The sequence below is a fragment of the Phenylobacterium sp. genome, assembly GCF_004799515.1.
Classification (GTDB): domain Bacteria; phylum Pseudomonadota; class Alphaproteobacteria; order Caulobacterales; family Caulobacteraceae; genus Phenylobacterium.
The window spans coordinates 31,466-54,821 of record NZ_SSMX01000029.1 but is presented as its reverse complement, the minus strand read 5'-3'; the positions used below and the strand labels follow the sequence as shown (position 1 = coordinate 54,821).

General features: G+C 70.8%; 19 protein-coding genes. 10 read left to right on the top strand and 9 right to left on the bottom strand.

All coding sequences use genetic code 11. The features are described 5' to 3' along the window. Window positions 1–181: 181 nt before the first annotated feature. The 5 genes from E8A49_RS13110 to rdgB are packed head-to-tail and all read right to left on the bottom strand — an operon-like array spanning window position 182 to window position 4,049. Window positions 182–997, bottom strand: a complete 816-nt coding sequence (locus tag E8A49_RS13110; RefSeq protein ID WP_293381770.1) for a transglutaminase family protein — start codon at window positions 995–997, stop codon at window positions 182–184. Then, window positions 994–1,386 carry a YraN family protein gene (locus E8A49_RS13105; protein ID WP_293381767.1) on the bottom strand — a complete coding sequence of 131 codons (393 nt, stop codon included), beginning with the start codon at window positions 1,384–1,386 and terminating at the stop codon, window positions 994–996. Before E8A49_RS13105 ends, E8A49_RS13110 begins: the two co-directional genes overlap by 4 nt. Then, entirely contained in the window at window positions 1,383–2,252 is an 870-nt protein-coding gene (rsmI, locus tag E8A49_RS13100; protein ID WP_293381764.1) for a 16S rRNA (cytidine(1402)-2'-O)-methyltransferase, read from the bottom strand. Before rsmI ends, E8A49_RS13105 begins: the two co-directional genes overlap by 4 nt. Before the next feature lie 40 nt (window positions 2,253–2,292). Next, complete coding sequence (gene hemW, locus E8A49_RS13095) at window positions 2,293–3,450, bottom strand: radical SAM family heme chaperone HemW (protein WP_293381761.1); 1,158 nt, start codon at window positions 3,448–3,450, stop codon at window positions 2,293–2,295. Further along, window positions 3,447–4,049 carry an RdgB/HAM1 family non-canonical purine NTP pyrophosphatase gene (rdgB, locus tag E8A49_RS13090; RefSeq protein WP_293381758.1) on the bottom strand — a complete coding sequence of 201 codons (603 nt, stop codon included), beginning with the start codon at window positions 4,047–4,049 and terminating at the stop codon, window positions 3,447–3,449. Before rdgB ends, hemW begins: the two co-directional genes overlap by 4 nt. Before the next feature lie 398 nt (window positions 4,050–4,447). Between rdgB and E8A49_RS13085 the strand changes: the two genes are divergently transcribed. Together E8A49_RS13085 and E8A49_RS13080 are read left to right on the top strand one after the other, a co-directional pair. Further along, a complete protein-coding gene (locus E8A49_RS13085; RefSeq protein ID WP_293381755.1) occupies window positions 4,448–4,972 on the top strand; it encodes a DUF2975 domain-containing protein in 525 nt (174 codons plus the stop codon). A gap of 13 nt (window positions 4,973–4,985) precedes the next feature. Beyond that, window positions 4,986–5,222, top strand: a complete 237-nt coding sequence (locus E8A49_RS13080; protein ID WP_293381752.1) for a helix-turn-helix transcriptional regulator — start codon at window positions 4,986–4,988, stop codon at window positions 5,220–5,222. Window positions 5,223–5,530: 308 nt separating this feature from the next. Here E8A49_RS13080 and rph read toward each other — a convergent pair whose 3' ends face one another. Next, window positions 5,531–6,247, bottom strand: a complete 717-nt coding sequence (gene rph / locus E8A49_RS13075) for a ribonuclease PH (protein ID WP_293381750.1) — start codon at window positions 6,245–6,247, stop codon at window positions 5,531–5,533. A gap of 76 nt (window positions 6,248–6,323) precedes the next feature. Here rph and hrcA point away from each other — a divergent pair, with 76 nt between their 5' ends. From hrcA to dnaN, 3 genes are all read left to right on the top strand, one after another. Then, window positions 6,324–7,424 carry a heat-inducible transcriptional repressor HrcA gene (hrcA, locus tag E8A49_RS13070; RefSeq protein ID WP_293381747.1) on the top strand — a complete coding sequence of 367 codons (1,101 nt, stop codon included), beginning with the start codon at window positions 6,324–6,326 and terminating at the stop codon, window positions 7,422–7,424. 33 nt (window positions 7,425–7,457) lie between these two features. Next, on the top strand, window positions 7,458–8,087 hold the full coding sequence (gene grpE, locus E8A49_RS13065) for a nucleotide exchange factor GrpE (protein ID WP_293381744.1): 630 nt from the start codon (window positions 7,458–7,460) through the stop codon (window positions 8,085–8,087). Between the two features lie 111 nt (window positions 8,088–8,198). Continuing rightward, window positions 8,199–9,317 (top strand): DNA polymerase III subunit beta, encoded by a 1,119-nt coding sequence (dnaN, locus tag E8A49_RS13060; protein WP_293381741.1) that lies wholly within the window; start codon window positions 8,199–8,201, stop codon window positions 9,315–9,317. Between the two features lie 156 nt (window positions 9,318–9,473). On the opposite strand, the gene E8A49_RS13055 is transcribed toward dnaN, so the two are convergent. Continuing rightward, complete coding sequence (locus tag E8A49_RS13055) at window positions 9,474–9,791, bottom strand: zinc-finger domain-containing protein (protein WP_293381738.1); 318 nt, start codon at window positions 9,789–9,791, stop codon at window positions 9,474–9,476. Between the two features lie 105 nt (window positions 9,792–9,896). On the opposite strand from E8A49_RS13055, the gene E8A49_RS13050 reads away from it, so the two are divergent. Further along, complete coding sequence (locus E8A49_RS13050; RefSeq protein WP_293381831.1) at window positions 9,897–10,850, top strand: ABC transporter ATP-binding protein; 954 nt, start codon at window positions 9,897–9,899, stop codon at window positions 10,848–10,850. A gap of 13 nt (window positions 10,851–10,863) precedes the next feature. Here the strand turns inward: E8A49_RS13050 and E8A49_RS13045 are convergent, their stop codons facing one another. Beyond that, window positions 10,864–11,379, bottom strand: coding sequence for a GNAT family N-acetyltransferase (locus E8A49_RS13045; RefSeq protein ID WP_293381828.1), 516 nt, complete (start codon window positions 11,377–11,379; stop codon window positions 10,864–10,866). Between the two features lie 128 nt (window positions 11,380–11,507). On the opposite strand from E8A49_RS13045, the gene mutS reads away from it, so the two are divergent. From mutS to E8A49_RS13025, 4 genes are all read left to right on the top strand, one after another. Then, on the top strand, window positions 11,508–14,210 hold the full coding sequence (gene mutS, locus E8A49_RS13040) for a DNA mismatch repair protein MutS (protein ID WP_293381735.1): 2,703 nt from the start codon (window positions 11,508–11,510) through the stop codon (window positions 14,208–14,210). A 278-nt stretch (window positions 14,211–14,488) separates the two neighbouring features. Further along, entirely contained in the window at window positions 14,489–17,299 is a 2,811-nt protein-coding gene (locus E8A49_RS13035; protein ID WP_293381732.1) for a [protein-PII] uridylyltransferase, read from the top strand. Between the two features lie 76 nt (window positions 17,300–17,375). Further along, a complete protein-coding gene (locus E8A49_RS13030; RefSeq protein WP_293381729.1) occupies window positions 17,376–19,610 on the top strand; it encodes a TonB-dependent receptor in 2,235 nt (744 codons plus the stop codon). A gap of 97 nt (window positions 19,611–19,707) precedes the next feature. Next, window positions 19,708–21,978, top strand: coding sequence for a TonB-dependent receptor (locus E8A49_RS13025; protein WP_293381726.1), 2,271 nt, complete (start codon window positions 19,708–19,710; stop codon window positions 21,976–21,978). 38 nt (window positions 21,979–22,016) lie between these two features. Here E8A49_RS13025 and E8A49_RS13020 read toward each other — a convergent pair whose 3' ends face one another. After that, complete coding sequence (locus E8A49_RS13020; protein WP_293381723.1) at window positions 22,017–23,249, bottom strand: MFS transporter; 1,233 nt, start codon at window positions 23,247–23,249, stop codon at window positions 22,017–22,019. Window positions 23,250–23,356 lie beyond the last annotated feature (107 nt).

Here is a 23,356-nt window from a genome sequence, read left to right as displayed (position 1 = left end):
GCGGCGAGCGCCACCTTCGCATTGACGCCCGATGGTCGTCATCCTCCGGGCAGCCGCGGGCCGATCCGGGGGACCCAAGCTGAGTTGCAGAACAGGGAGAGGCTGTTTGGGTCCCCCGGACCGCCTCTCAGGGCGACCGGAGGATGACGGCGTCGGGGATGCGGCGGCCGGCCGCCGCCCATCAGTTCAACTGCAGCCGCACCCGCTCCCGCTGCGCCCGGGCGGCGAGCGCCGCGCCGCCGTCCAGCTCCGTGGCCCGGGCCAGGGCTTCCAGCGATCCGGCCAGCGCGCCTTGGCCCTCGCGGGCGGCGGCGACGTCGAGCCAGGGGCGGTGGTCGTTGGGGTCGAGCAGGGCGCGGCGCAGGGCGGCGCGCTCGGCGCGGGGATAGTCGCGGGCCTGGCTGGCGCGGGCGTAGATGGTGTTCTGCAGGCGCAGCAGCACCGCCCGGTCGCTGACCGGCGCCATCAGCCGGTCCAGCCGGTCGGCGACGTTGGGGGTCAGGCCCGCGTGCAGGGCGCGGCGGGTGAGCTCTGAGGGCAGCACCACCCGGCCCTCGGAGAACGGGTCCAGCGCCAGCGGGCCCTCCTCGGTCTCGATGCGCAGCAGGAAGTGGCCCGGGAAGTCGACGCCGGCGACGGTCAGCGCGCAGCGCCGGGCGGTGTGCAGGTAGAAGACGCCCAGCGCCACGGCCAGGCCCTTGCGCCGCTCGGCCACGGCGATCACGTCGGCGTTGTCCGGGTCCTCATAGGTGAAGAGGTCGCCGCCCAGGCGCAGGTCCCCGGCCATGGTCTCGGCCAGGGCCTCCTCCGGGCTCTCCTGCTTCAGCCGCTGGGTCAGCCGTTCCACGCCGACGGCGCCCAGGTCGTGGGCGGCCTGCGGGTCGCGGCTGGGGTCCTCATGGATGGCGCAGGCGATCGCGGCCTCCAGCAGGGGAAAGTCGCCGTCGGCAGCCGCGCCAGCCGCGAGCAATGCGGATTCAGCCTCCTCCCGGCTCATGACGCTCCCAGCCGATCCCCCTTCCAAGCGTCGGGAATATGCCGGGGAAGCTTGCCGGGCGCGAGGGCTATGAGATCGAGGCGTACGGAGGCGTCCGCGAGCTGCGGCCGGCCGGCGGCGATGGCCGCGCCGGCGCGGCGCAGCCGCTCGCGCTGGTCCCAGGTGACAGTCTCCAGGGCGGCCAGGAGGCTGGTGCGGCGCTTGACCTCCACCACCGCCAGCACCTTGCCGCGCAGGGCCAGGACGTCGATCTCCGCCTGGCGGGTCTTCAGGCGGAAGCCCAGGATGCGGTAGCCCTTGAGCATCAGGAGAGCAGCCGCGAACGCCTCGGCGCGGCGGCCGGCCAGGCGCGCGGCGGTCCCGCGGGCGGAGCGGACGCCGCTGCTCACTTGGACGCCCTCACCGCCATGGCCCGCTGATAGACCTCGCGCCGCGGCAGCCCCAGCGCCTTCGCCACCTCGGCGGCGGCCTCCGCCGGGCGCAGGCGGGCCAGCGCGTCGGCGAGCGCGGTATCCACGTCGGCGGCGCTGGCCTCGGCCTCGCGGCCGGGGCCCACCAGGATGACGATCTCGCCCTTGGGCGCGTCCAGGCGCGGGTCGGCCGCGAGGTCTGGGAGCGGTCCGCGGTAGAGGGTCTCGTAGAGCTTGGTCAGTTCGCGGCAGACCACGGCCTCGCGGGGGCCCAGGACGGCGGCCATGTCGGCCAGGCTGGCGGCGAGCCGTGAGCCGCCCTCAAAGAACACCAGGGTGGCGCGCAAGGGCGCGAGTTCCTCGAGGAACACCCGCCGCGCCGCGCTCTTCGGCGGCGGGAAGCCCGCGAACAGGAAGCGGTCGCTGGGCAGGCCGGCGGCCGAGAGGCCCGCCAGCAGGGCCGAGGCCCCAGGAATCGGGATGACCGGAAAACCGGCCTCGGCGGCCTCGCGCACCAGCCGGTAGCCGGGATCGGAGACCAGCGGCGTGCCGGCGTCGGAGACCAGGGCCACGCGCCGGCCTTCAGCCAGCGCGGCCAGGGCCTTTGGCCGCGACCGCTCCGCGCCGTGCTCGTCATAGCGCTCCAGCTTGGCGGACAGGCCGAAGGCGGACAGCAGCTTGCCCGCCACCCGGGTGTCCTCGGCCAGCACCAGGTCGCAGGCGGCCAATACGTCCAGGGCGCGAAGCGTGATGTCGCGCAGGTTGCCGATCGGCGTCGCCACCACATAGAGGCCCGGCGCGAGCGGCGTGTCGTCCAGGGCGGGCGTGGGAAGGCGTCGGGCCATGGGCGGAGGGTTCGCCGCTCCGCCGAGCCTTGGCAAGCGGTTAGACGGCAAGCTCCGCCGTCAGACGGTCCAGCACCAGCCGCCCCGCCGGCGTGGCGCGCAGGCGCCGCGGATCGTCCGCCAGCAGGCCCAGGCGCATCAGGTCGTCAATCCGGTCGGGCGGGATGTCCAGAGCGGCCAGCTCAGCGCGAGGGACGCCCTCGGCGATGCGCAGGCCGCTCAGCAACCGCTCCTGCGCCGCCTCGCGCGGAGTGAGCGTTTCGCGGCTCTGGACGCCCAGGCCGGTCTCGGCGACGCGGGCGATGTAGTCGCGCGGCTTCGGCGTGGCGTAGGTCGCCTGCCGTGCGCCGCCCAGGGTCAGCCGGCCGTGCGCGCCGGGCCCCGCGCCGGCGTAGTCGTGGCCGCGCCAGTAGACCAAGTTGTGCCGTGAGCGGGCGGCCTCGCCCCGGGCGTGGTTGGAGACCTCGTAGGCGTCGAACCCGGCCGCCTCCAGCACCGCCTGGGTCGCGTCGAACAAGGCCGCGCCGGTCTCTTCGTCCGGCGGGACGAGCTGGCCGCGGCGCACGGCGCGGTCGAAGGCGGTTCCCGCCTCGATGGTCAGCTGGTAGGGGGAGAGGTGCTCCGGCCCGAGGTCGAGGGCGCGGGACAGCTCCTCGGCCCAGGCCGCCGGCGTCTGGCCGGGCCGGGCGTAGATCAAGTCAAGCGACAGGCGCGGGAAAGCGCGGGCCGCGGCCCGGGCGGCGCGGACCGCGGCCGCGGCGTCATGGTTGCGGCCCAGCAGTTTCAGGGCCGTATCGTCCAGGGACTGCAGGCCCAGGGACAGGCGCTCCACGCCGGCGTCGGCGAAGGCCGCGAAGCGGGCGGCCTCGGCGTCCGTCGGGTTGGCCTCCAGGCTCACCTCCAGGTCGGCGGCGGGCGTCCAGAGCCGTTTGGCCAGCGCGATCAGGTCGGCCGCCCAGGCCGGGTCCATCAGCGAGGGCGTGCCGCCGCCGAAGAAGATCGATGCGAGCTGGCGCGGGCCGGTCAGCGCCGCCTGGGCCTCCAGGTCGGCCGCGATGGCGCGGGCCAGCGCCGCCGGCTCCTCGCCGCCGCGGTCGCGCACCACGTTGAAGTCGCAGTAGGGGCAGATCCGCGCGCAGTAGGGCCAGTGGATGTAGACGCCCAGTGGTGGAGCTTCGTGGAGCGGCCCCTTGCTCACAAGAGCGCGGCCTTCAGCTTGGCGAAGGCTCGCGCCCGGTGGCTCATGGCGTCCTTCTCCGCCGGGGCCATCTCGCCGAAGGTCGCCGCGCCGCCTTCCGGGACGAAGATCGGGTCGTAGCCGAAGCCGCGGCCGCCGCGCGGCGGGAAGGCCAGCGTGCCATCCACTCGGCCCTCCACCACCACCGCCGGCCCGCCCGGCCAGGCGAGCGCCAAGGCGCAGGTGAACCAGGCGGCGAGGTCGCCGGCCGCGCCGGCCTCCTCCAGCCGTTCCTCGACCTTCTTCATGGCGTTGGTGAAGTCCCTGCCGGGGCCGGCCCAGCGCGCGGAATAGATGCCCGGCGCGCCGTCGAGGGCCGCCACCGACAGGCCGGAATCGTCCGCCAGCGCCGGCAGCCCGCTGGCCTCCGCCGCCGCGCGAGCCTTCAGGAGGGCGTTGCCGACAAAGGTGGTCTCGGTCTCGTCCGGCTCGGCCAGGCCGAGCTCGCCGGCGGTGACCAGGACGAAGCGGTTCTCGAGGATCTCGGCCAGCTCGCGCGCCTTGCCGGGGTTATGGGTCGCGACCACCAGCCGCGTCCCGGGCTCCAGTTTCAGCGCCATGGATTCATCACTCCTTCACCGGCGCCGGACCATAGACCCGCCCCGCAATGTTGCATTGCAAAAGTTTAATATCGTTACTCGATGTTAATTTGATCGCTAATCGATGCCGGCGTATTGAATGTCGGCATCGGGATGGCATTGACCATCCCACATCACGCTGCGCCGCAGCAAACGAGACAGAAGGAATACGACTATGTTCTCCGCCGCTATCCGGGCTTTCGACCGGGCTTCGCTGAGCTTCTTCATCCTGCTCGGCGCCCTGCCGATGCTAGCTGTCGCCGTCAACGCTTCGATCCACTAGGTTTCTCGCCTTGGGGTTCGCCCGACCCGCTCCCGCCGCACCTGACGGTCAGGTCGCCGCCGGGGCGGGTTTTGGCGTCGATACGGGAGGTCGCTGGATGCGCGCGCTAGGACCGGGATCGGTCTCCAGTTTCCTCAAGATCATCCTCGACGTCGTGTTCGCCGCCCTCTGGATCGCGCTGGGCGCCATGGCGCTCGCCCTGCTGGCCGCCCTGCTTTTCAGCTTCAATCCCGACCTCTTCCCCGATGTCCTGACCAGCAACGCCGCCCTGGTGGCGACACGCGGCCCGCTCTATGCCGGCATGCTGCTGGTGTTCGCGCTGTCGATCGGCGGCGTGCTGGTCATCGTCCACTCGCTGCGGCAGATCTTCACCACGCTGACCGCCGGCGACCCCTTCCATCCGCGCAACGTCAATCGCCTGCGCCTGATCGGCCTGATGCTGGCGGCGCTCGAGCTGGGCCGCTATGCGGTGTGGGGGATGAGCCCCTTCCTGCCATGGGTGAAGCGCGTGGAGCCGAACCTCAACCTCACCGCCTGGTTCTCGGTCCTGGTGGTCTTCGTCCTGGCCGAGGTGTTCCGCGAAGGCGCACGCCTGCGCCGCGAAGCCGAACTGACCATCTGAGGCCGCCCGCCCGATGCCCATCCGCGTCCAGCTCGACCGCGTCCTCCTCGAACGGCGCATGTCGCTGACCGAACTCGCCGACCGCGTCGGCGTGACCATCGCCAACCTGTCGATCCTGAAGACCGGCAAGGCGCGCGCCGTGCGCTTCTCGACACTCGCGGCCCTGTGCCGCGAGCTCGACTGCCAGCCGGGCGACATCCTCTTCTACGAGCCCGGCCCCTCCGACGACCTGCCGGACGACGACGGGTAAGGCGCGCTCCCGCAGTGCGGTGCGACAAATCAGCTCCGCCGTGAGAAACCTTGCAATCTCAACATGCCGTCCCTATATGCGCCGCAACAATATTGCGCTGCACAAAGGAGTGTCGCCATGTTCGCTTTCATCGAACGCGCCCTGAACGCCCTCTTCACGCCGCTGGCGCGCGAGCTGGACCGGATGCCGCCGTCGGCCCTGCGCCACCTGACCGCCGGGCTCTAAGGCAAACCGCGCCTTTCCACCTGGAAGGACGTCCCGAAACGGGCGGCTGGGCGACCAGCCGCCCGTTTGCGTTTGGGGGTTCCTTAGCCGCCGGTGGCGGCGCGCTGCAGGGCGACCAGTTCGCCGATCCCCTTGCGGGCTAGGGAGAACAGGGCCTCGAACTCGGCCTCCGAGAAGCCGCGCTTCTCGCCGGTCGCCTGCACCTCGACGATGTCGCCATGGCCGGTCAGCACGAAGTTGGCGTCGGCCTCGGCGTTGGAGTCCTCCTCGTAGTCGAGGTCCAGCACCGGGGTCCCGGCGAACACGCCGCAGCTGATCGCCGCCACCTGGTCGAGGATCGGGTCGGCGGAGATCACGCCCTCCTCCATCAGATAACGGGTGGCCAGGCGCAGGGCGACCCAGGCGCCGGTGACGGAGGCGGTGCGCGTGCCGCCGTCGGCCTGGATCACGTCGCAGTCGATGGAGATCTGCCGCTCGCCCAGCGCCTTCAGGTCGACGATGGCGCGCATTGAGCGGCCGATCAGCCGCTGGATCTCCTGGGTGCGGCCCGACTGCTTGCCCTGGGCGGCCTCGCGCCGGCCGCGGGTGTGGGTGGCGCGGGGCAGCATTCCGTACTCGGCGGTGACCCAGCCCTGGCCCTTGCCGCGCAGGAAGCCCGGGACGCCTTCTTCCAGGCTGGCGGTCACCAGCACCTTCGTATGGCCGAAGGAGACCAGGCAGGAGCCTTCCGCGTAGCGGTTGACGCCGGTCTCCAGGGTCACAGGCCGCAGGACGTCGGCGAGGCGTTCGGAAGGCCGCATGGGGAGACTCCTTGCGCGCCGGCGCGGCTTGCGCGGGCGCAGGCGGGGCTTATCCTAGATCGGTAACGTCCCGTCCATGGACGCCTCGCAGGAAGACGCGACGCCTGACGTGAACAGCCCCCTCTTCGCCTCCGGCCCGTCCCTGGCCGAACTCGACGAACGCGCCCGCGACATCTTCCGGCGTATCGTGGAGAGCTATCTTGAGACCGGCGAGCCGGTGGGGTCGCGCACGCTCTCCAAGGGCGGCCTGCCGCTGTCGCCGGCCTCGATCCGCAACACCATGCAGGACCTGACGCAGCTGGGGTTGCTCGGCGCGCCGCATGTCAGCGCCGGGCGGCTGCCGACGCACGCGGGCCTGCGCCTTTTCGTCGACGGCCTGCTGGAGGTGGGCGACGTGGGCCTGACCGAGCGCCAGTCCATCGAAGCCCGCCTGCGCGCCCACGGCCGCAACTACGAGGATGCGCTGAACGAGGCCTCGGCCATCCTCTCCGGCCTGGCCGGTGGGGCGGGCGTGGTGGTGACCCCGATCCGCGACGCGGGCGTCAAGCACGTGGAGTTCGTGTCCCTGGGCGCGGACCGGACGCTGGCGATCATGGTCTTCGCCGATGGCACGGTGGAGAACCGGCTGATCCGTCTGCCGGCCGGGGTGACGCCCTCGGCGCTCACCGAGGCGTCGAACTTCCTGAACGCCCGGCTGACCGGCCGCACCCTGGCCGAGGCGATGACCGACCTGCGCTCCGACCTGGACCAGGCCCGCGCTGAGCTCGACGTCACCGCCGCGCGGCTGGTGGAGGACGGCCTGGCCGCCTGGGGCGGCGGCGAGGCGGAGGACCGCGCGCTCATCGTGCGCGGCCGCGCCAACCTGCTGGACGAACCGGGCGCCGCCGACGACCTGGAGCGGGTTCGTTCGCTCTTCGAGGATCTGGAGCAGAAGGAACAGCTGATCCAGCTGCTGGACGGGGTGCGAGAGGGCCAGGGCGTGCGTATCTTCATCGGGGCGGAGACCAAGCTGTTCTCGCTTTCGGGTTCCGCCGTGATCGCCGCGCCCTATATGACGGGCTCGCACCGGGTGCTGGGCGCGATCGGCGTGATCGGTCCGGCCCGGCTGAACTATGCCCGGATCATCCCGTTGGTGGACTATACCGCCCGGGTGCTGGGCCAGGTGATGAACGCCTAGACGGCGCCTGAGAGATTGAGAGACAAGAGCTAGATGTCCGAAGACAACACGCCAGACGCCGCCGACGCCTTCCTCGCCGAAGCGAACGAAGCCGAGACGGCCGCCCTGCAGGCCGAGGTGGCGGCGCTGAAGGAACAGATCCTGCGCTACGCCGCCGAGGCCGAGAACACCAAGCGCCGCGCCGAGCGCGAATCGAACGACGCACGCGCCTACGCTATCCAGAAGTTCGCCCGCGACCTCTTGGGCGTGGCCGACAACCTGGCCCGCGCCCTGGCGCACGAGCCCGCCGACGGCGGCGACCCAGCGGTGAAGAACTTTGTCCTCGGCGTCGAGCTGACCGAGAAGGAGCTGCTGGCCGCCTTCGAACGCAACGGGCTGAAGCGCATCGCCCCCGCCCGCGGCGAGAAGTTCGACCCGCACCAGCACCAGGCCATGGCCGAGGTTCCGGGGACCGACGTCGTGGGCGGCGGGGTCGTGGAGGTCATGCAGCCCGGCTACGAGCTGCTCGGACGCCTGGTCCGCCCGGCCATGGTGATGGTCGCCGCCAAGGCCGCCGGCGCCTCTGACGTGGCCGAGGCGCCCAAGCCAAACGGGGCCGGCGCGAACCCTTATGGCGGCGGCGATGACGCCGATCCGGGCGGCTCGGTCGATCGGCGCGCCTGAGGCCCGTCCGCCCCTTCCACCGGCCTGCAAAATGGCTAATGTCGCAAGTCCTTCCAAGTCGGGGGGCGCAGGCCGCGACTCGCGCCTGCGCGGTGCGGTGCGGACAAAGACATGAAGCTGACGATCGAACGGGCGGCGTTGCTGAAGGCGCTGGGTCACGTGCAGAGCGCGGTGGAGCGGCGCAACACCATCCCGATCCTGTCGAACGTGCTGCTGTCAGCCGAGCGCGACCGGCTGACCTTCTCGGCCACCGACCTGGACCTGGAGATTATCGACCAGGCCCTGGCCCAGGTCGACCAGCCCGGCCAGATCACCGCGCCGGCGCACACCCTCTATGAGATCGTCCGCAAGCTGCCGGAAGGCGCCGACGTGGTGCTGTCGTTCACCGGCGAGGACCCGCGCCTGACCGTCTCGGCGGGGCGCAGCCGCTTCAACCTGCCGGTGCTGCCGGCCGGCGACTTCCCGGTGATGACCTCCGACGGCATGTCGGGCGGCATCGCGGTGGACGTGAACGACCTGATCCGGCTGATCGACAAGACCCGCTTCGCCATCTCGGCGGAGGAGACCCGCTATTACCTGAACGGCCTCTACGTCCACACGGTGGTCGAGGACGGCCAGGCCAAGCTGCGCTGCGTCGCCACCGACGGCTCGCGCCTGGCGCTGGCGGAGATGCCGGCGCCGGAAGGCGCGGCGGGCTCGCCGGGGGTAATCGTGCCGCGCAAGACCATCGCCGAGGCCCGCCGCCTCCTGGAGGACGCCGGCGAACAGGTGGAGCTGCAGATCAGCCCGCAGAAGGTGCGCCTCGACTTCGGCGGCGCGGCCCTGACGTCGAAGGTGATCGACGGCACCTTCCCCGACTATCCGCGGGTGATCCCCAAGGACAACAACCGCATCGTCCGCGTGGACTCCAAGCTGTTCGCCCAGGCCGTCGACCGCGTGGCCACCATCTCGGCGGAGAAGTCCCGCTCGGTGCGCATGGCGGTGGAGGGCGGCAAGTGCGTGCTCACCGTGCGCAACATGGAGGCCGGCCAGGCGGTGGAGGAGCTGGAACTCGACTACGACGGCGACGCCTTCGAACTCAGCTTCAACGCCCGCTACCTGCTCGACATCACCGACCAGATCTCGGGCGAACTGGCCGAACTGCGCTTCGGCGGCCCGAACGACCCGGCCCTGGTGCTCGATCCGCAGGACGCGGGGGTCCAGTACATTCTGATGCCGCTTCGGGTGTAGGGGGGCTTTATCCCTCCTCTTCAGGGGGGTGGCCGAGGCGAAGCCGAGGTCGGGTGGGGGTTTGTGGGCCAGGACTCCGAAGCCCGCGCTTGAACGCGACTTCCCCACCATGGCCGCTGGCGCGGCCTGTCCCTCCCCTAAAGAGGAGGGCCGCCCTCAGTGCCCGTGCGACCCTTCGTAGACCCCCGGCGCCACCAGTTCGTCCTCCGGGCCCTCGGTCCCGCTCGCCAGCACGAAGCGGCGGTCGCAGTAGGAGCATTCCACGAAATCGGCCTCGCCCATCTCCAGCCAGACCCTGGGATGGCCCAGCGTGCCGCCGACGCCTTCGCAGGCGACGCGCTTGGAGCGGACCACGACCACTTCCGGCGGCGAGAGGTTGGGGACCAGGGCGCCCTTGGCGGGCGCGGGCTCGGGCTTGCGCTTGCCCGAGGCGGGTTTCACCAGATCGGACTTTGAAGCGGCTTTGCGGGCCATTGGCGGATCCTTGTGGGCGCGCCGATTGTGGAGGAGCGGTCGCGGCCCTAGGTATGCGAGCGCGGCTTTCCCAGTCAACGTGGAGAGGGCGACAACGGGATGACCATGGATCTGCCGGACTACGCGATCGAGGCCAAGGGACTGGTCAAGACCTATGCGGCCACCAAGACGACGCCCGAGATGCGGGCCCTTAAAGGTCTGGACCTGGCGATCCCGCGCGGCTCGATCTTCGGTCTCCTGGGGCCGAACGGGGCGGGCAAGTCGACCTTCATCAACATCCTGGCGGGCCTGTGCCGCAAGAGCGCGGGCACGGTGACGATCTGGGGCCGCGACATCGACGAGCGCCCCAGGGACGCCCGCGCCGCCATCGGCGTGGTGCCGCAGGAGATCGCCGCCGACCCCTTCTTCACGCCGGCCGAGTCGCTGGAGGTGGCGGCCGGCATGTACGCGGTGCCGAAAGCCGAGCGGCGCACGGCGGAGCTGCTGAAGGCGCTGGGCCTCGCCGACAAGGCCAACGCCTACGTCCGCCAGCTCTCCGGCGGCATGAAGCGCCGGCTGATGGTCGCCAAGGCCATGGTGCACAATCCGCCGGTGCTGATCCTCGACGAGCCCACCGCCGGGGTCGACGTCGAGCTGCGCCGCCAGCTCTGGGCCTATGTGCTGGAGCTGAACCGCAAGGGCGTGACCATCGTCTTGACGACCCACTACCTGGAAGAGGCCCAGGAGCTCTGCGATCAGATCGCCATCATCAACCGCGGCCAGGTGGTGGCCTGCGAACCGACCACGACCCTGCTCAGCCGCATGGACACCCGCAAGGTGCTGGTGACGCCCGAGTCGCCGGTGACCGCCGCGCCGGCCCTGGCGGGCTTCGAGACCGCGCTGACCCCCGCCGGCGGCTTCTCGGTCAGCTACCGCACCGGCCAGTCCAGCGTCGAACACGTGCTGGCCGCGATCAATGCCGCCGGCGTGCACATCAAGGACATCTCCACCGAGGATCCGGACCTGGAGGATGTCTTCGTCTCACTGACCTATGCCGCGGAGCAGAAGGCCGACGCCTGAGGCGACCTCGGCCTCATCCGGCCACGCTGCCGATGTCGGTCCAGCGGTAGGCGACCTCATAGAGCAGCCGCCCGCCCGGTCCGGGTTCCTGCCGCGCGGCCTCGGGCTGGCCGCCCAGGTGCTCGTAGAAGCCGCGGGCGCGGATGTTGTCGCGCAGCACCGAGATCATCAGGGAGGTCGCGCCCCGCGCCGCCAGCGCGCGGGCGGTCTCGGTCATCAGCTGCTTGCCGAGCCCGTGGCCCTGGGCGGCGCGCAGGACGTAGAGGGTGGCGATCTCCGCCTCGCCCGCGAGGTTGCGCCGCGAGGGGCCGCCTTGGGCGTAGCCCACCAGGCCGTAGCGGTCGGCCGCGGCCAGGGTCACGCCGCCCTCCGGCGCCATCAGCGTCCGGCGGAAGCGCCGCGCGAAGCCCGGCTCGCTCATCCGCGCCAGGAAGGCGTCGGGCAGGAGGCCGCGGTAGGTCTCGCGCCAGGACGTGACATGCACGCGCGCCAGGTCCTCGGCGTCGCCCGGTCCGGCGGGGAAGACCACGAAGCTCAACGGGCGCGAACCTCCCCAAGAAACCTTACAGGGCGCGGCATCCGTCAACAGCTTGGGACTGTTCGCCGCTTGCGCAAGGGCTGACGGGACTCACCGTAGCGGTTAGCGTCACGCGGCCCATGAACGCCCACGCCACGCCCGACCCCGCCGCCACCGCTCTGCCCGACCCTTCGGCCGGCGCCTCGCCGGTGATGGCGCAGTATTTCGACGCCAAGACCCGCCAGCCAGACGCCCTGGTGTTCTTCCGCATGGGCGACTTCTACGAGCTGTTCTTCGAGGACGCCCAAAAGGCCAGCGTGGCGCTGGGCATCACGCTGACCGCGCGCGGTCAGCACGCCGGCGCGCCGATCCCCATGTGCGGCGTGCCGGTCCATGCCGCCGAGGCCTATCTCGCCAAGCTGATCCGCGCCGGCTTCAAGGTCGCGGTCTGCGAGCAGATGGAGAACCCCGCCGAGGCGAAGAAGCGCGGCTCCAAGTCGGTGGTGCACCGCGACGTGGTCCGGGTGGTGACGCCGGGCACCTTGACCGAGGAGGGCCTGCTGGACGCGCGCGGGGCCAACCGGCTGGCGGCCGTGGCCGTGCGCGGCGGCCAGGCGGCGGTGGCCAGCGTCGAGCTCTCGACCGGCGAGGTGGAATGCCTGGCGACCGGCGTGGCGGGCCTGGCCTCGGCGCTGGCGGCGCTGGGGCCGTCGGAAATCCTGGTTCCCGACCGGCTGTTCGCCGACGAGGCGGTGTCGCAGGCGCTGAAACAGGCCGGCGGCTTCGTCCAGCCCCTGCCGCAGGCGCTGGCCGAGCCGGCGGCGTCGGAGGCGCGGCTGAAGCGGCTCTACGGGGTCGAGACCCTGGACGGCTTCGGAACGCTGTCGGGCGCGGAGATATCGGCCCTCGGCCTGATCGCCGCCCACCTGGAGACCACCCAGGCCGGCAAGTCGCCGGCGCTCTCGGCCCCGCGCCGGGCGGGCGAGGCCGACGTCATGGCCATCGACCCGGCCACGCGGACCAGCCTGGAGATCGAGAAGGCCACTTCGGGATCGCGGGAGGGCTCGCTGCTGGCGGCGATCGACCGCACGGTGACCGCCCCCGGCGCGCGCCTGCTCGCCGCCCGGCTGGCGCGGCCGCTGCTCGATCCAGCCGCCATCGACGCGCGGTTGGACGCGGTGGCCTGGTTCTGCGAGCGCCGCCCGCAACGCCAGAGGCTGCGCGAGGCGCTGAAGGGCCTGGGCGACATGGCCCGCGCGCTCAGCCGCCTGGCGCTAGGCCGCGGCGGTCCGCGCGATCTGGGTTGCCTGCGCGACGGCCTGGCGATCGGCGAGGCGGTGGCCGCGCTCTTCGACCCGGCGCAGAACCCGCTGGTCGCCCCGCCGGAGGAGATCGCCCAGGCGCTGCTGGCGCTGACGCCCGGCCTGCATCCCGACCTCGCCCAGTTCCGGGCGCTGCTCACCGAGGGCCTCGGCGCGGACCTGCCGGCGCTGGCCCGCGACGGCGGCTTTGTGGGCGCGGGCGTGCGGCCGGAGCTCGACCAGGCCCGCGCCCTGCGCGACGACAGCCGGCGGGTGATCCTGCAGCTCGAGGCGCGGCTGGCCGCGGAGAGCGGCGTCGCCCTGAAGGTGCGCCACAACGCCGTGCTGGGCTATTTCGTGGAGACCACCGGCAAGGCCGCCGAGCCGCTGTTCGCCGCCCCGCTCAACGCCACCTTCATCCACCGCCAGACGCTGGCCAACCAGGTCCGCTTCACCACCGTCGAGCTGGCCGAGCTGGACGCCAGGATCGCCCAGGCCGCCGAGCGGGCCCTGGCCATCGAGCTCGACACCTTCGAGGCCTGGCGTGACGCCGCCGTCTCGGTCGCCGGCGACCTGCAGGCCGCCGCCACCGCCGCCGCGCGCCTTGATGTCGCCGCCGCCGTCGCCGAGTGGGCTGAGGACGTGGGCGCGAGCCGCCCGGTCGTCGACCGCTCCACCGCCTTCGAGGCCGAGGCGGCCCGCCATCCGGTGGTCGAGGCCGCCGTGCGCCGGGCCGGCGAGGCCTTCACCCCGAACGGCTGCCGCCTGGACGGCGCGGGGGCCGGCGGGCCGAGGCTCGCCCTGGTCACCGGCCCGAACATGGCCGGCAAGTCGACCTTCCTGCGCCAGAACGCGCTGCTGGCGGTGCTGGCCCAGGCCGGCTGCTTCGTGCCGGCCAGGCGCCTGCGGCTGGGCGTGGTCGACCGGCTGTTCAGCCGCGTCGGCGCCGGCGACGACCTGGCGCGCGGCCGCTCGACTTTCATGGCCGAGATGGTCGAGACCGCCGCGATCCTGACCCAGGCGACGCCGCGGTCCTTCGTGATCCTGGACGAGATCGGCCGCGGCACTGCGACCTACGACGGCCTGGCCATCGCCTGGGCCTGCGCCGAGGCCCTGCACGAGACCAACCGCTGCCGCGCCCTCTTCGCCACCCACTACCATGAGCTGGCGGTGCTGGAGCAGCGGCTGGCCTATGTCGCCAACCTGTCGCTGAGGGCCAAGGAGTGGAACGGCGACCTGATCTTCCTGCACGAGGCCGGGCCGGGGCCCGCCGACCGCAGCTACGGCGTCCAGGTGGCCAAGCTGGCCGGCGTGCCCGCCCCGGTCGTGGCCCGCGCCCGCGACGTGCTGGAGCGGCTGGAGCGCGAGGCGCAAGGCCCCGCCAACCTCGACGACCTGCCGCTGTTCGCCGCCGTCGCCGAGGCCGCGCCGTCCTATGGGCCCAGCCCGGCGGAAGAGGCGCTTCGCGTGATGGACCCCGACGGCATGAGCCCCCGCGAGGCGATGGAGGCGCTCTACCGGTTGAAGGGAATGCTGAGCTGAATTGCTCCCCATCGGGGGAGCTGTCGGCGAAGCCGACTGAGGGGGTCCTCAGCGGCTTTGGAGCCGACCCCCTCCGGCGCTTCGCGCCACCTCCCCCCCCGAAGGGGAGGATTTTCGAAGGGCCTCGCATCAACCATGAGATCAATGGACGGAAAGCTTCCTCAAGGCTGGTTTCTCTGATGCGAGCCTAGGCTGTTCGGGCCACGACGGCGGGTGCGGTCCCAGAGGTCCCCACTCCAGCCGCGAATCCGCCGCCGAATTCCTATATCCCTGCCGTCATGCCCCCGCGCCTCAAGCCCACCCGCCTGGAACATGTCGTCGATGGCGTACGGCTGCGCGCGCAGCTGTCGGCGGCGGCGCTGGAGGCGGGCGACGGGCCCGCGCAGCGCAAGGCGGCGCTGGAGATCCTCAAGGCCGCGCTGTTCCGGGGACGGATGATCGCCAAGGAGCGTCTGGAGAACGGCGCCGGCGGCATCGAGACCTCGCGGTTGATCTCCGGCGTGACCGACGAGGTGATCACCGCGCTCTGGGACTTCACCACCGTCCACGTGTTCCGCGCCCGCAACCCGACAGAAGGCGAAAGACTCGCGCTCATGGCCGTCGGCGGCTACGGGCGCGGCACGCTCGCGCCCTATTCCGACATCGATCTCTTGTTCGTGCGCCCGTACAAGCAGACCGCCCACGCCGAGAGCGTGATCGAGTACATGCTCTACGCCCTGTGGGACCTGGGCTTTAAGGTCGGGCACGCTTCGCGGACGGTGGAAGAGTGCGTGAAGCTCTCCCGCGAAGACTTCACCATCCGCACCTCGATCCTGGAGGCGCGCCGGCTGATCGGCGACGAGAAGCTGGCCGAGGAGCTGATCCGCCGCTTCCAGAACGAGGTGGTGAAGGGCACTGGCGCCGAGTTCGTCGCCGCCAAGCTGAAGGAGCGCGACGACCGCCATGCCCGCGCCGGCGCCAGCCGCTACATGGTCGAGCCCAACATCAAGGAGGGCAAGGGCGGGCTCAGGGACCTCAACACCCTGTTCTGGATCGCCCAGTACCTGCATCCCGGCCAGTCCATCGAGAAGGTGATGCAGCTGGAGATGTTCGAGCACCGCGAGGTGCGCGCCTTCATTCAGGCCTTCGATTTCCTGTGGGCGGTGCGCGCGCACCTGCACTTCGCCACCGGCCGGCCCGAGGAGCGGCTGACCTTCGACCTCCAGCCGGAGATCGCGCGGCGAATGGGCTATGGCGACCGCGGCGACGCCCCGGCGGTGGAGCGGTTCATGCGCCGCTACTTCCTGATCGCCAAGGAGGTGGGCGCGCTGACCCGGGTGTTCGCCGCCAAGCTGGAGGCCGAGCGGGTGAAGGTGGCGCCCAAGGGCCTGTCGCGCCTGTTGCCGGCGCGCCGGCCCAAGCGCACGCCGCTGGACGAGCCGGGCTTCCACGAGATCGGCGGGCGGCTGAACGTCGACGGGCCGGAGGTTTTCGAGCGCGACCCGATCAACCTCCTGCGCCTGTTCAAGATCGCTGACGAGCGCAACCTCGACCTGCATCCCGACGCCTTCACCGCCGCGACCCGGCTCGCCACCCTGATCACCTCAGCGGTGCGCCGCGACCGCCATGCGGCTCAGATCTTCCTGTCGATCCTGGCGCACGGGCGCGATCCGCAGCGGACACTGACCCTGATGACCGACGCCGGGGTGCTCGGCCGCTACCTGCCGGAGTTCGGGCGCATCGTCGCCCAGATGCAGTTCAACATGTACCACTCCTACACGGTGGACGAGCACACCCTGCGGGCCGTGGGCGTGATCTCCGACGTCTTCGCCGGCCGCTTCGCCGACGACCACCCGCTGTCCACCGCGATCATGCCGCTGATCGTCGACCGGGAAGCCCTGTTCCTGGCCATGCTGCTGCACGACACCGGCAAGGGCGGCGTGGGCGGCCAGGAGAAGGCCGGGGCGCGGGCCGCGCGCTCGGCCTGCGAGCGGATCGGCTTGGAGCGTTCGAAGATCGAGCTGGTCGCCTGGCTGGTCGAGCACCACCTGGTGATGAGCGACACCGCCCAGAAGCGCGACATCTCCGACCCGCGCACGGTCACCGACTTCGCCGCCATCGTCGAGACGCCGGAGCGGCTGCGTTTGCTGCTGGTGCTCACCGTGGCCGACATCCGCGCCGTGGGGCCGGGCGTCTGGAACGGCTGGAAGGGCCAGCTCCTGCGCGAGCTCTATGCCGCCACCGAGGCGGTGTTCCGCGGCGGCCGCGGCTCCGACAGCGCCGCGGCGCTGAAGCGCTATCACGAGAACGCCGCCTACGACGCCCGGGTGCGGGTGGCCAAGGCCGATCCGGCGTCGGAGGCTTGGGCCGACGGCATGGAGGACGCCTACTTCTCCGCCTTCTCCGAGGCCGAGGTGCTGGCGCATGCGGCCCTTTCGCGGCGGGCCGGGAAGGCGGCGGCCGCCGAGGGCCGGGTGCGGCTGGACCGCAACGCCGCGGAGGTTGCGGTGGCCGCCGTCGACCGCCAGCGGCTGTTCGTCGACCTGGCCGCGGCGATCACCGGGGCCGGCGCCAACGTGCTGGGCGCGCGGGTGTTCACCTCGCGCACCGGCCAGGCGCTCGACGTCTTCTACCTGCAGGACGCCGCCGGCGAGCCCTATGGCGCCGACAATCCCCGTGCGCTCGCCCGGCTGGTGGAGAGCCTGGAGGCCGCCGCCCGCGGCGAGGACCTCCAGCAGGAGCCGCGCCGCGCCGCCGACCTCGGCCGTGCTGCGGCCTTCTCGATCACGCCGGCGGTGATGCTGGACAACGACGCCTCGGAGACCTCGACGGTGGTGGAAGCCTCCGGCCGCGACCGGCCGGGCCTCCTGGCGGCGCTCGCCCGCACCATCGCCGATGCCGGCCTCTCGATCCTCTCGGCGCACATCGACGGCTATGGCGAGCGCGCCGTGGACGCCTTCTACGTGACTGGCCCCCAGGGCGAGAAGCTGGAGGACGCGCGCAAGGGCAATGCGCTCAAGGCCGCCCTGATCGCCGCCCTGAACGATCCCGACCAGGAAGACGGCCGCCGCGCCAACCTGCAGCGGGCGCGGGCCAGCGTGGCGCGCTGACTGGGAGTTTACATTTGTAGTTTCCATTGAATTACAAATGTAGTCTGATCCCCTCGAAGCGAGGCGGGGGGATTCCATGGGACAGCGGGCGGGCGTCATCCTGGCGGCGATGCTGGCGAGCGCCGCCGCCGCGGCCCAGGCGCAGGAGCAAACGCCGCCCGCAGCGCCTGCGGCTGGGACGCCCGCGTCACCGGCCAAGCCCCAGGCTGAGCGGACCCTCGAAGGCGTCACGGTCACCGCCGCGCCGGCCCAGGGCTTGCACAGCGACATCGACCGCAAGAGCTATGGCATCGCCTCGGACCTCGCGACCACCACCGGCTCGATCGGCGACGCGCTGCGCAACATCCCCTCCGTCGAAGTGGACCCGCAGGGCAATGTCTCCCTGCGCGGCGACAGCAACGTCACCATCCTGCTGGACGGCAAGCCCTCCGGGCAGTTCAAGGGCGCCAGCGCCGCCCAGGCCCTGCAGGCGCTGCCGGCCGACTCCATCGAACGTGTCGAGGTGATCACCAACCCGTCGGCGGAGTTCTCGCCCGACGGTGCGGCGGGGATCATCAACCTGATCAGCAAGAAGACCCGCAAGCCCGGCGCCTCGGGTTCGATCCGCGTGAACCTCGGTGACCTCGGCCGTAAGAGCGGCGGCCTGACCGGGTCCTACAATTCCGCGAAGCTGACGGTCTCGGCCGACATCAACGGCCGCTACGATCCACAGAGCGCCCACGGGCTGGATGCACGGACGGTCCTTGACGGCCAGGGCCATGAGCTCAGCACGAGCCAGACTGAGAACCGCGGCGGCGGCCACCTCGACCGCTGGGGCGCCCATGTCAGCGCCGACTACGACCTCAATCCCAAGACCCGGATCAGCGGCGACCTGCGGTTCAGCCACACTGACGTCGACCAGTCGCCGCGGGCGTTGTTCCAGGGCGAGGACCCGGCGGGCGACCCGATCCAGGCGTTCGACGACCAGGGCCGGCTCAAATGGGGGCTCGGCGACCGCGAGGCGCAGGCGACCGTCAGGCGCAGCTTCGGCGGCGATGACCACACCCTGACGGTCAATATCTCGCGCGAACGCATCGACGACGTCCGCGACCAGGCCTTCGATCTCACGACCGCCTTGCCGCCCAGCCCGGCGGTGTTCACCGACCTCAGGACCCAGAACGCCGCCGACGGCAGCGAGCTGAAGGCCGACTACGTGCGGCCCATGCCCGCCGACGGCAAGCTGAAGGCCGGCTATGACCTGCGGGTCGACGACAACCGCTATGACAACATCGGGCGGGTCGGCGGCTCGCCCGCGGACGCCCTGCCGGACCCGACGCAGAGCAACCTCTTCCTCTACAAACAGACCGTCGAGGCCGCCTACGCCACCTATGAGCAGCCGTTCGGCGACTGGACGGCGCTGGCCGGCCTGCGGCTGGAGGACGTGGACCTCGACCTCAACCAGGTCACCACCGTCCAGACCCACGACACCAGCTATGTCCGCGCCTATCCGTCCCTGCACCTGGCCTACAAGATCTCCGACGCCCAGCAGCTGACCCTCAGCTATTCGAAGCGGGTGCAGCGGCCCAATCCGGAGGACCTCAATCCCTTCCCGATCCAGCTCGGCCCCTTGAGCTTCCAGGCCGGCAACCCGAACCTGCAGCCGCAGACCACCGACAGCTTCGAGGCCGGCTACCAGTACCGGGCGGGCGGCGCCTACTACCTGGCGACGCTCTACTATCGCCAGAACGCGCACGGGGTGACGGACGTGATTACCGCCCAGGCCGATGGGGTCCTTCTGACCACCAAGGAGAACCTCAGCGACAGCAAGGCCGCGGAGCTGGAGCTGGTGGCCAACGGCCATCTCACCAAGACACTGAGCTACGGCGCTTCAATGAACCTCTACTGGAACGAGATCGACGCCGTCAGCGACGGCCTGGAGCAGCTGCTGGACTTCGCCGGGCGCCGCTCGGCCTTCGAGGTCGGCGGGCGGGGCAGCCTGACCTGGCAGCCCACCGCCCGGGACACCTTCCAGGCCACCACCACCCTCAACGCCAAGCGGCTGACGCCTCAGGGCTACATCGAGCCCTTCGCGCTGACCTACCTGGGCTACCGCCACAAGTTCCGCGACGACCTGTTCGGCGTGGTCACCATCCAGGATCCGTTCGAAGGCCTGCGCTTTCGCCAGGTCACCTCGACGCCGATCCTTGAGGACCACAGCGACCAGCACATCCACATCCGCGGGATCTTCTTCGGCGTGACCCGCACCTTCGGGGGCGGCGGCAAAAAGCCGCGCGAGCCGACGTTCGACTTCGGCGGCGTCCCGCAGCCCTAGCCGGCGCGTCCGGCGGATTTCAGGTCGGCTATACTTTTTTGACAGGGGTCGCTTAGAACGTGGTTCTGACCTGCGGGGGGAAGAATTGCAGTTTCGAGTGAGCATCGTCCTGGCCGCCGCCCTGAGCGCGGCCGCCGCGCAAGCCGAGGCCCAGACGTCGGCGTCGGCGGATGGCGCGACCCCTCCCGCCAAGGCGGCGCCCTCCAAGACCACGCCCGCCAAGCCGGCTCCCGCCAAGGCCGCCGCCAAGAAGGCGGACGCCGGCCAGACCGTCGAGGAGGTCACCGTCACCGCCGCGGCGCCGGACGCCGACCGCACCTCCATCGATCGGCGCAGCTACGGCGTGGCCAAGGACCTATCGTCGACCACCGGCTCGATCAGCGATGCGCTGAAGAACATCCCCTCCGTCGAGGTGGACGTGCAGGGCAACGTCTCCCTGCGCGGCGACACCAACGTCACCATCCTGGTGGACGGCAAGCCGTCGGGCCTGTTCCGCGGCCAGAGCGCCGCCCAGGCGCTGCAGTCCCTGCCGGCCGACGCGGTGGAGCGGGTCGAGGTGATCACCAATCCCTCGGCGGAGTTCTCGCCGGACGGCTCGGCCGGGATCATCAACCTGGTGATGCGCAAGACCCGCCGGGCCGGCGAGTCCGGCTCTGTGCGCTACAACATGGGCACGGCCGGGCGGCGCAACGGCGGGGTCAGCGGGGCCTACAACTCCAACCAGCTGACCCTGAGCGGCGACGCGGGCTTCCGCCACGACCCGCAGCACTCGATCAACGTCGATGACCGCAGCCAGGCCACCGCGCCCGGCGATCCGGTGGAAACCACGCAGCAGACCAGCGACTACCGCGGTCCGCTCGACCAGTGGAACGCCCGCGGCAGCGTCGACTACGACATCACCGCCAAGGACCGGCTGTCGGCTGAGCTGCGCGCCAACCAGACCGACCTCGGCCTCAACACCCTGGAGCATCTGAAGGGCTTCGATCCGAACGGCGACCTCAACGAGGTGTTCGACCAGTCAGGCTTCAACAAGAGCGTGCGCGACAACTCCGGCGTCCAGGTGGGCTGGCGGCGCACCTTCGCCTATCAGGACGAGGTCTCGGTCAACGCCAGCCGCGAGCGGACCTTCGAGCGCAACGAGACCGAGTTCACCGCCGTCACCAGCGAGCCGCCCTCGCCGGACCTGTTCCAGGACATTCTCTCGCACAATTCCCTGACGCTCACCGACATCCGCGCCGACTACAACCGCCCGATGCCGGACGAGGCGCGGCTGAAGACCGGCTACGACCTGCGGATCGACAACAATTCCTACGACAACGTCGGCCTGCGCGGGATCAGCCAGGGCGACGCGACAGCCGACCCGACCCAGACCAATCTCTTCCTCTACAAGCAGACCATCAACGCCGCCTACGCCACCTATGAGCGGCCGTTCGGGAACCTGAGCGTCCTGGGCGGGCTGCGGATCGAGGACGTGGAGCAGGACCTCGACCAGGTCACCGGCGCGATCGTCCACGACACCAACTATTTCAAGGCCTACCCGACCCTGCACCTGGGCTACCGGGTCTCCGACGACCAGCAGCTGACCCTGAGCTACAGCCAGCGCATCCAGCGGCCGAACCCGTCCGACCTGAACCCGTTCCGCGTCGAGCAGGACACCTTCAACTTCCGGGAGGGCAATCCCAACCTGAAGCCGGAAGAGACCAACAGCTTCGAGGCCGGCTGGCAGTACCACGCCGGGAACACCTACTATCTCGCCACGGCCTATTACCGGGTGAGCGACCACGACTTCACCGACGTGATCACCGAACTGGGCGACGGCGCGCTCCTGGACACCAAGGAGAACCTCAGCGCCAGCAAGCACGCCGGTGTCGAGCTGGTCGCCAACGGCCACCTGACCGAGGACCTGACCTACAACGCCTCGACCAACGTCTATTACGCGGAGATCGATTCCGGCGGGGTGGCCATACCGGGGGTGATCGGGGACCTGGGCGTGCGCTCCGCCATCGAAGGCGGCGGGCGGTTCAGCCTCAACTGGCAGCTCACGCCAAACGATTCGGCCCAGTTCAGCAGCCAGATGAACGCCCGCCGCCTGACGCCGCAGGGCTATGTCGACCCGAGCTTCCTGTCGTTCCTGGGCTTCCGGCACAAGTTCAACGACAAGTTCTCGGCCGTGCTGACGGTGCAGGACGTGTTCAACACCTTCCGCTCCGAGCAGATCATCGACACCGCCCTCCTGCACGACCGCGCGATCGGCAGCGGGCGCATCCAGGCGGCTTACCTGGGCTTCGCCTGGAGCTTCGGCGCGCCGCCCAAGATCAGCCGCGACCCCGCGCCCGAGCCGGAACCCGAGACGCCGCACGGGATGTAGGCGCGCCGGTCAGGCGCGGCTTTGCGCGGGCGCGGTCCCTATGCGGCCACGGCCACGGCCGCGGGGCCGTGCTGCGGCGGCCGGAAGAAGACGGCGAGCAGCAGGACGGCGACCAGGGCCATGCCGGTGGGGACCAGGAACAGGCTGCGGTAGTCGACCTTGCCGGCGGCGTCGGTCCAGTGCGCGATCAGGCTCGGGAAGAGGAAGCTCGCCGCGACATTGCCGATACCCAGGATCAGGAGGTTGAACAGCCCCTGGGCGCTGGAGCGCACATCCTTGGGGAAGGCCGCATCCACGAAGATGTACACGGTGGCGAAGAAGAAGGCGTAGCAGATCCCATGCAGCAGCTGCACGGCGACGATCACCGGCACGCTGTCGGCGAAGAAGGCGAAGACCGAGAAACGCGCCGCGTGGCCAAGGATGCCCACGATCATGGTGGTCTTCCAGCCCAGCCGGGCCAGCACGCCGCCCAGGACGAACATGGTCACGATCTCGGCCAGCTGGCCGAGGCTCAGCACGATCATCGACAGGTTGCCGGCGATGCCGACGCGGTTGGTCAGGAAGTTGTCGGCCATCACGAAGTAGCCGTTGTGGATCACGCTATCGATGAAGGTGACCAGGAACAGCACGCCCACGAACGGCACGCCCAGGAGCTTGATCGCCTCGCGCCAGGCCAGCGGGTCGCCAGATATGGAGTTGGGGGCTTGCGCGTCGCGCTTGGGCGGCGTGTGCGGCAGGGTCAGGCTGTAGGCGGCGAGTGCGAACGAGACGATCGCCGCGACCAGGAAGATCCAGCGCACCTGCGCGGCGTCGGCCTTGGCGCCCAGCAGGAAGACGAACGGCCAGCTCACCAGCACCCAGCCGACCGTGCCGCCCATGCGCACCGCGCCGAAGTCCTTGGCCGGGTCCTTCAGGTTGGCGAAGGCGATGGAATTGGAGACCGACAGGGTCGGCACATAGAGCAGGCTGAAGAGCAGATAGGCCGCGAAGAACGGCCAGAAGCTGGTCAGGAAGGCGCAGGCCGCCAGCGCCAGGCCGCTCAGCGCATGGCTGCCGGCCATGAACCGCTCGGCGGAGAAGTTGCGGTCGGCGAACTGGTTGGAGAAGAATATCCCGGCCACCGAGGCGATGCCCCAGGCGCTGCCGACCAGCGACTGCTGCCAGGGCGAAAAGCCCAGCATGCCCATGTAGGGGAACAGCTTGGGCGCCCAGGCGCCCCAGACCGCCAGCTGCAGCGCCATCATCACGAAAAGCCGCATGCGGACCGTCATCTTCGTTTCCCCCGGCGTGAGTCTCTTGCCCCGCTTGGCCTATCGATTACACAGTTGCCGCTCAAGCGCACCTGTCGCGATCCGATCGGGAAACACCTCGCCCCTGG

Bases quoted from the DNA above. Each gene is read 5' to 3' on its own strand.
- E8A49_RS13085 (WP_293381755.1), top strand. From the start codon at position 4,448: ATGCGCGCGCTAGGACCGGGATCGGTCTCCAGTTTCCTCAAGATCATC.
- rdgB (WP_293381758.1), bottom strand. From the start codon at position 4,049: ATGGCGCTGAAACTGGAGCCCGGGACGCGGCTGGTGGTCGCGACCCAT.
- hrcA (WP_293381747.1), top strand. From the start codon at position 6,324: ATGGACGCCTCGCAGGAAGACGCGACGCCTGACGTGAACAGCCCCCTC.
- E8A49_RS13055 (WP_293381738.1), bottom strand. From the start codon at position 9,791: ATGGCCCGCAAAGCCGCTTCAAAGTCCGATCTGGTGAAACCCGCCTCG.
- E8A49_RS13020 (WP_293381723.1), bottom strand. From the start codon at position 23,249: ATGACGGTCCGCATGCGGCTTTTCGTGATGATGGCGCTGCAGCTGGCG.
- rph (WP_293381750.1), bottom strand. From the start codon at position 6,247: ATGCGGCCTTCCGAACGCCTCGCCGACGTCCTGCGGCCTGTGACCCTG.
- E8A49_RS13035 (WP_293381732.1), top strand. From the start codon at position 14,489: ATGCCCCCGCGCCTCAAGCCCACCCGCCTGGAACATGTCGTCGATGGC.
- grpE (WP_293381744.1), top strand. From the start codon at position 7,458: ATGTCCGAAGACAACACGCCAGACGCCGCCGACGCCTTCCTCGCCGAA.
- mutS (WP_293381735.1), top strand. From the start codon at position 11,508: ATGAACGCCCACGCCACGCCCGACCCCGCCGCCACCGCTCTGCCCGAC.
- E8A49_RS13080 (WP_293381752.1), top strand. From the start codon at position 4,986: ATGCCCATCCGCGTCCAGCTCGACCGCGTCCTCCTCGAACGGCGCATG.
- dnaN (WP_293381741.1), top strand. From the start codon at position 8,199: ATGAAGCTGACGATCGAACGGGCGGCGTTGCTGAAGGCGCTGGGTCAC.
- E8A49_RS13110 (WP_293381770.1), bottom strand. From the start codon at position 997: ATGAGCCGGGAGGAGGCTGAATCCGCATTGCTCGCGGCTGGCGCGGCT.
- E8A49_RS13030 (WP_293381729.1), top strand. From the start codon at position 17,376: ATGGGACAGCGGGCGGGCGTCATCCTGGCGGCGATGCTGGCGAGCGCC.
- rsmI (WP_293381764.1), bottom strand. From the start codon at position 2,252: ATGGCCCGACGCCTTCCCACGCCCGCCCTGGACGACACGCCGCTCGCG.
- E8A49_RS13050 (WP_293381831.1), top strand. From the start codon at position 9,897: ATGGATCTGCCGGACTACGCGATCGAGGCCAAGGGACTGGTCAAGACC.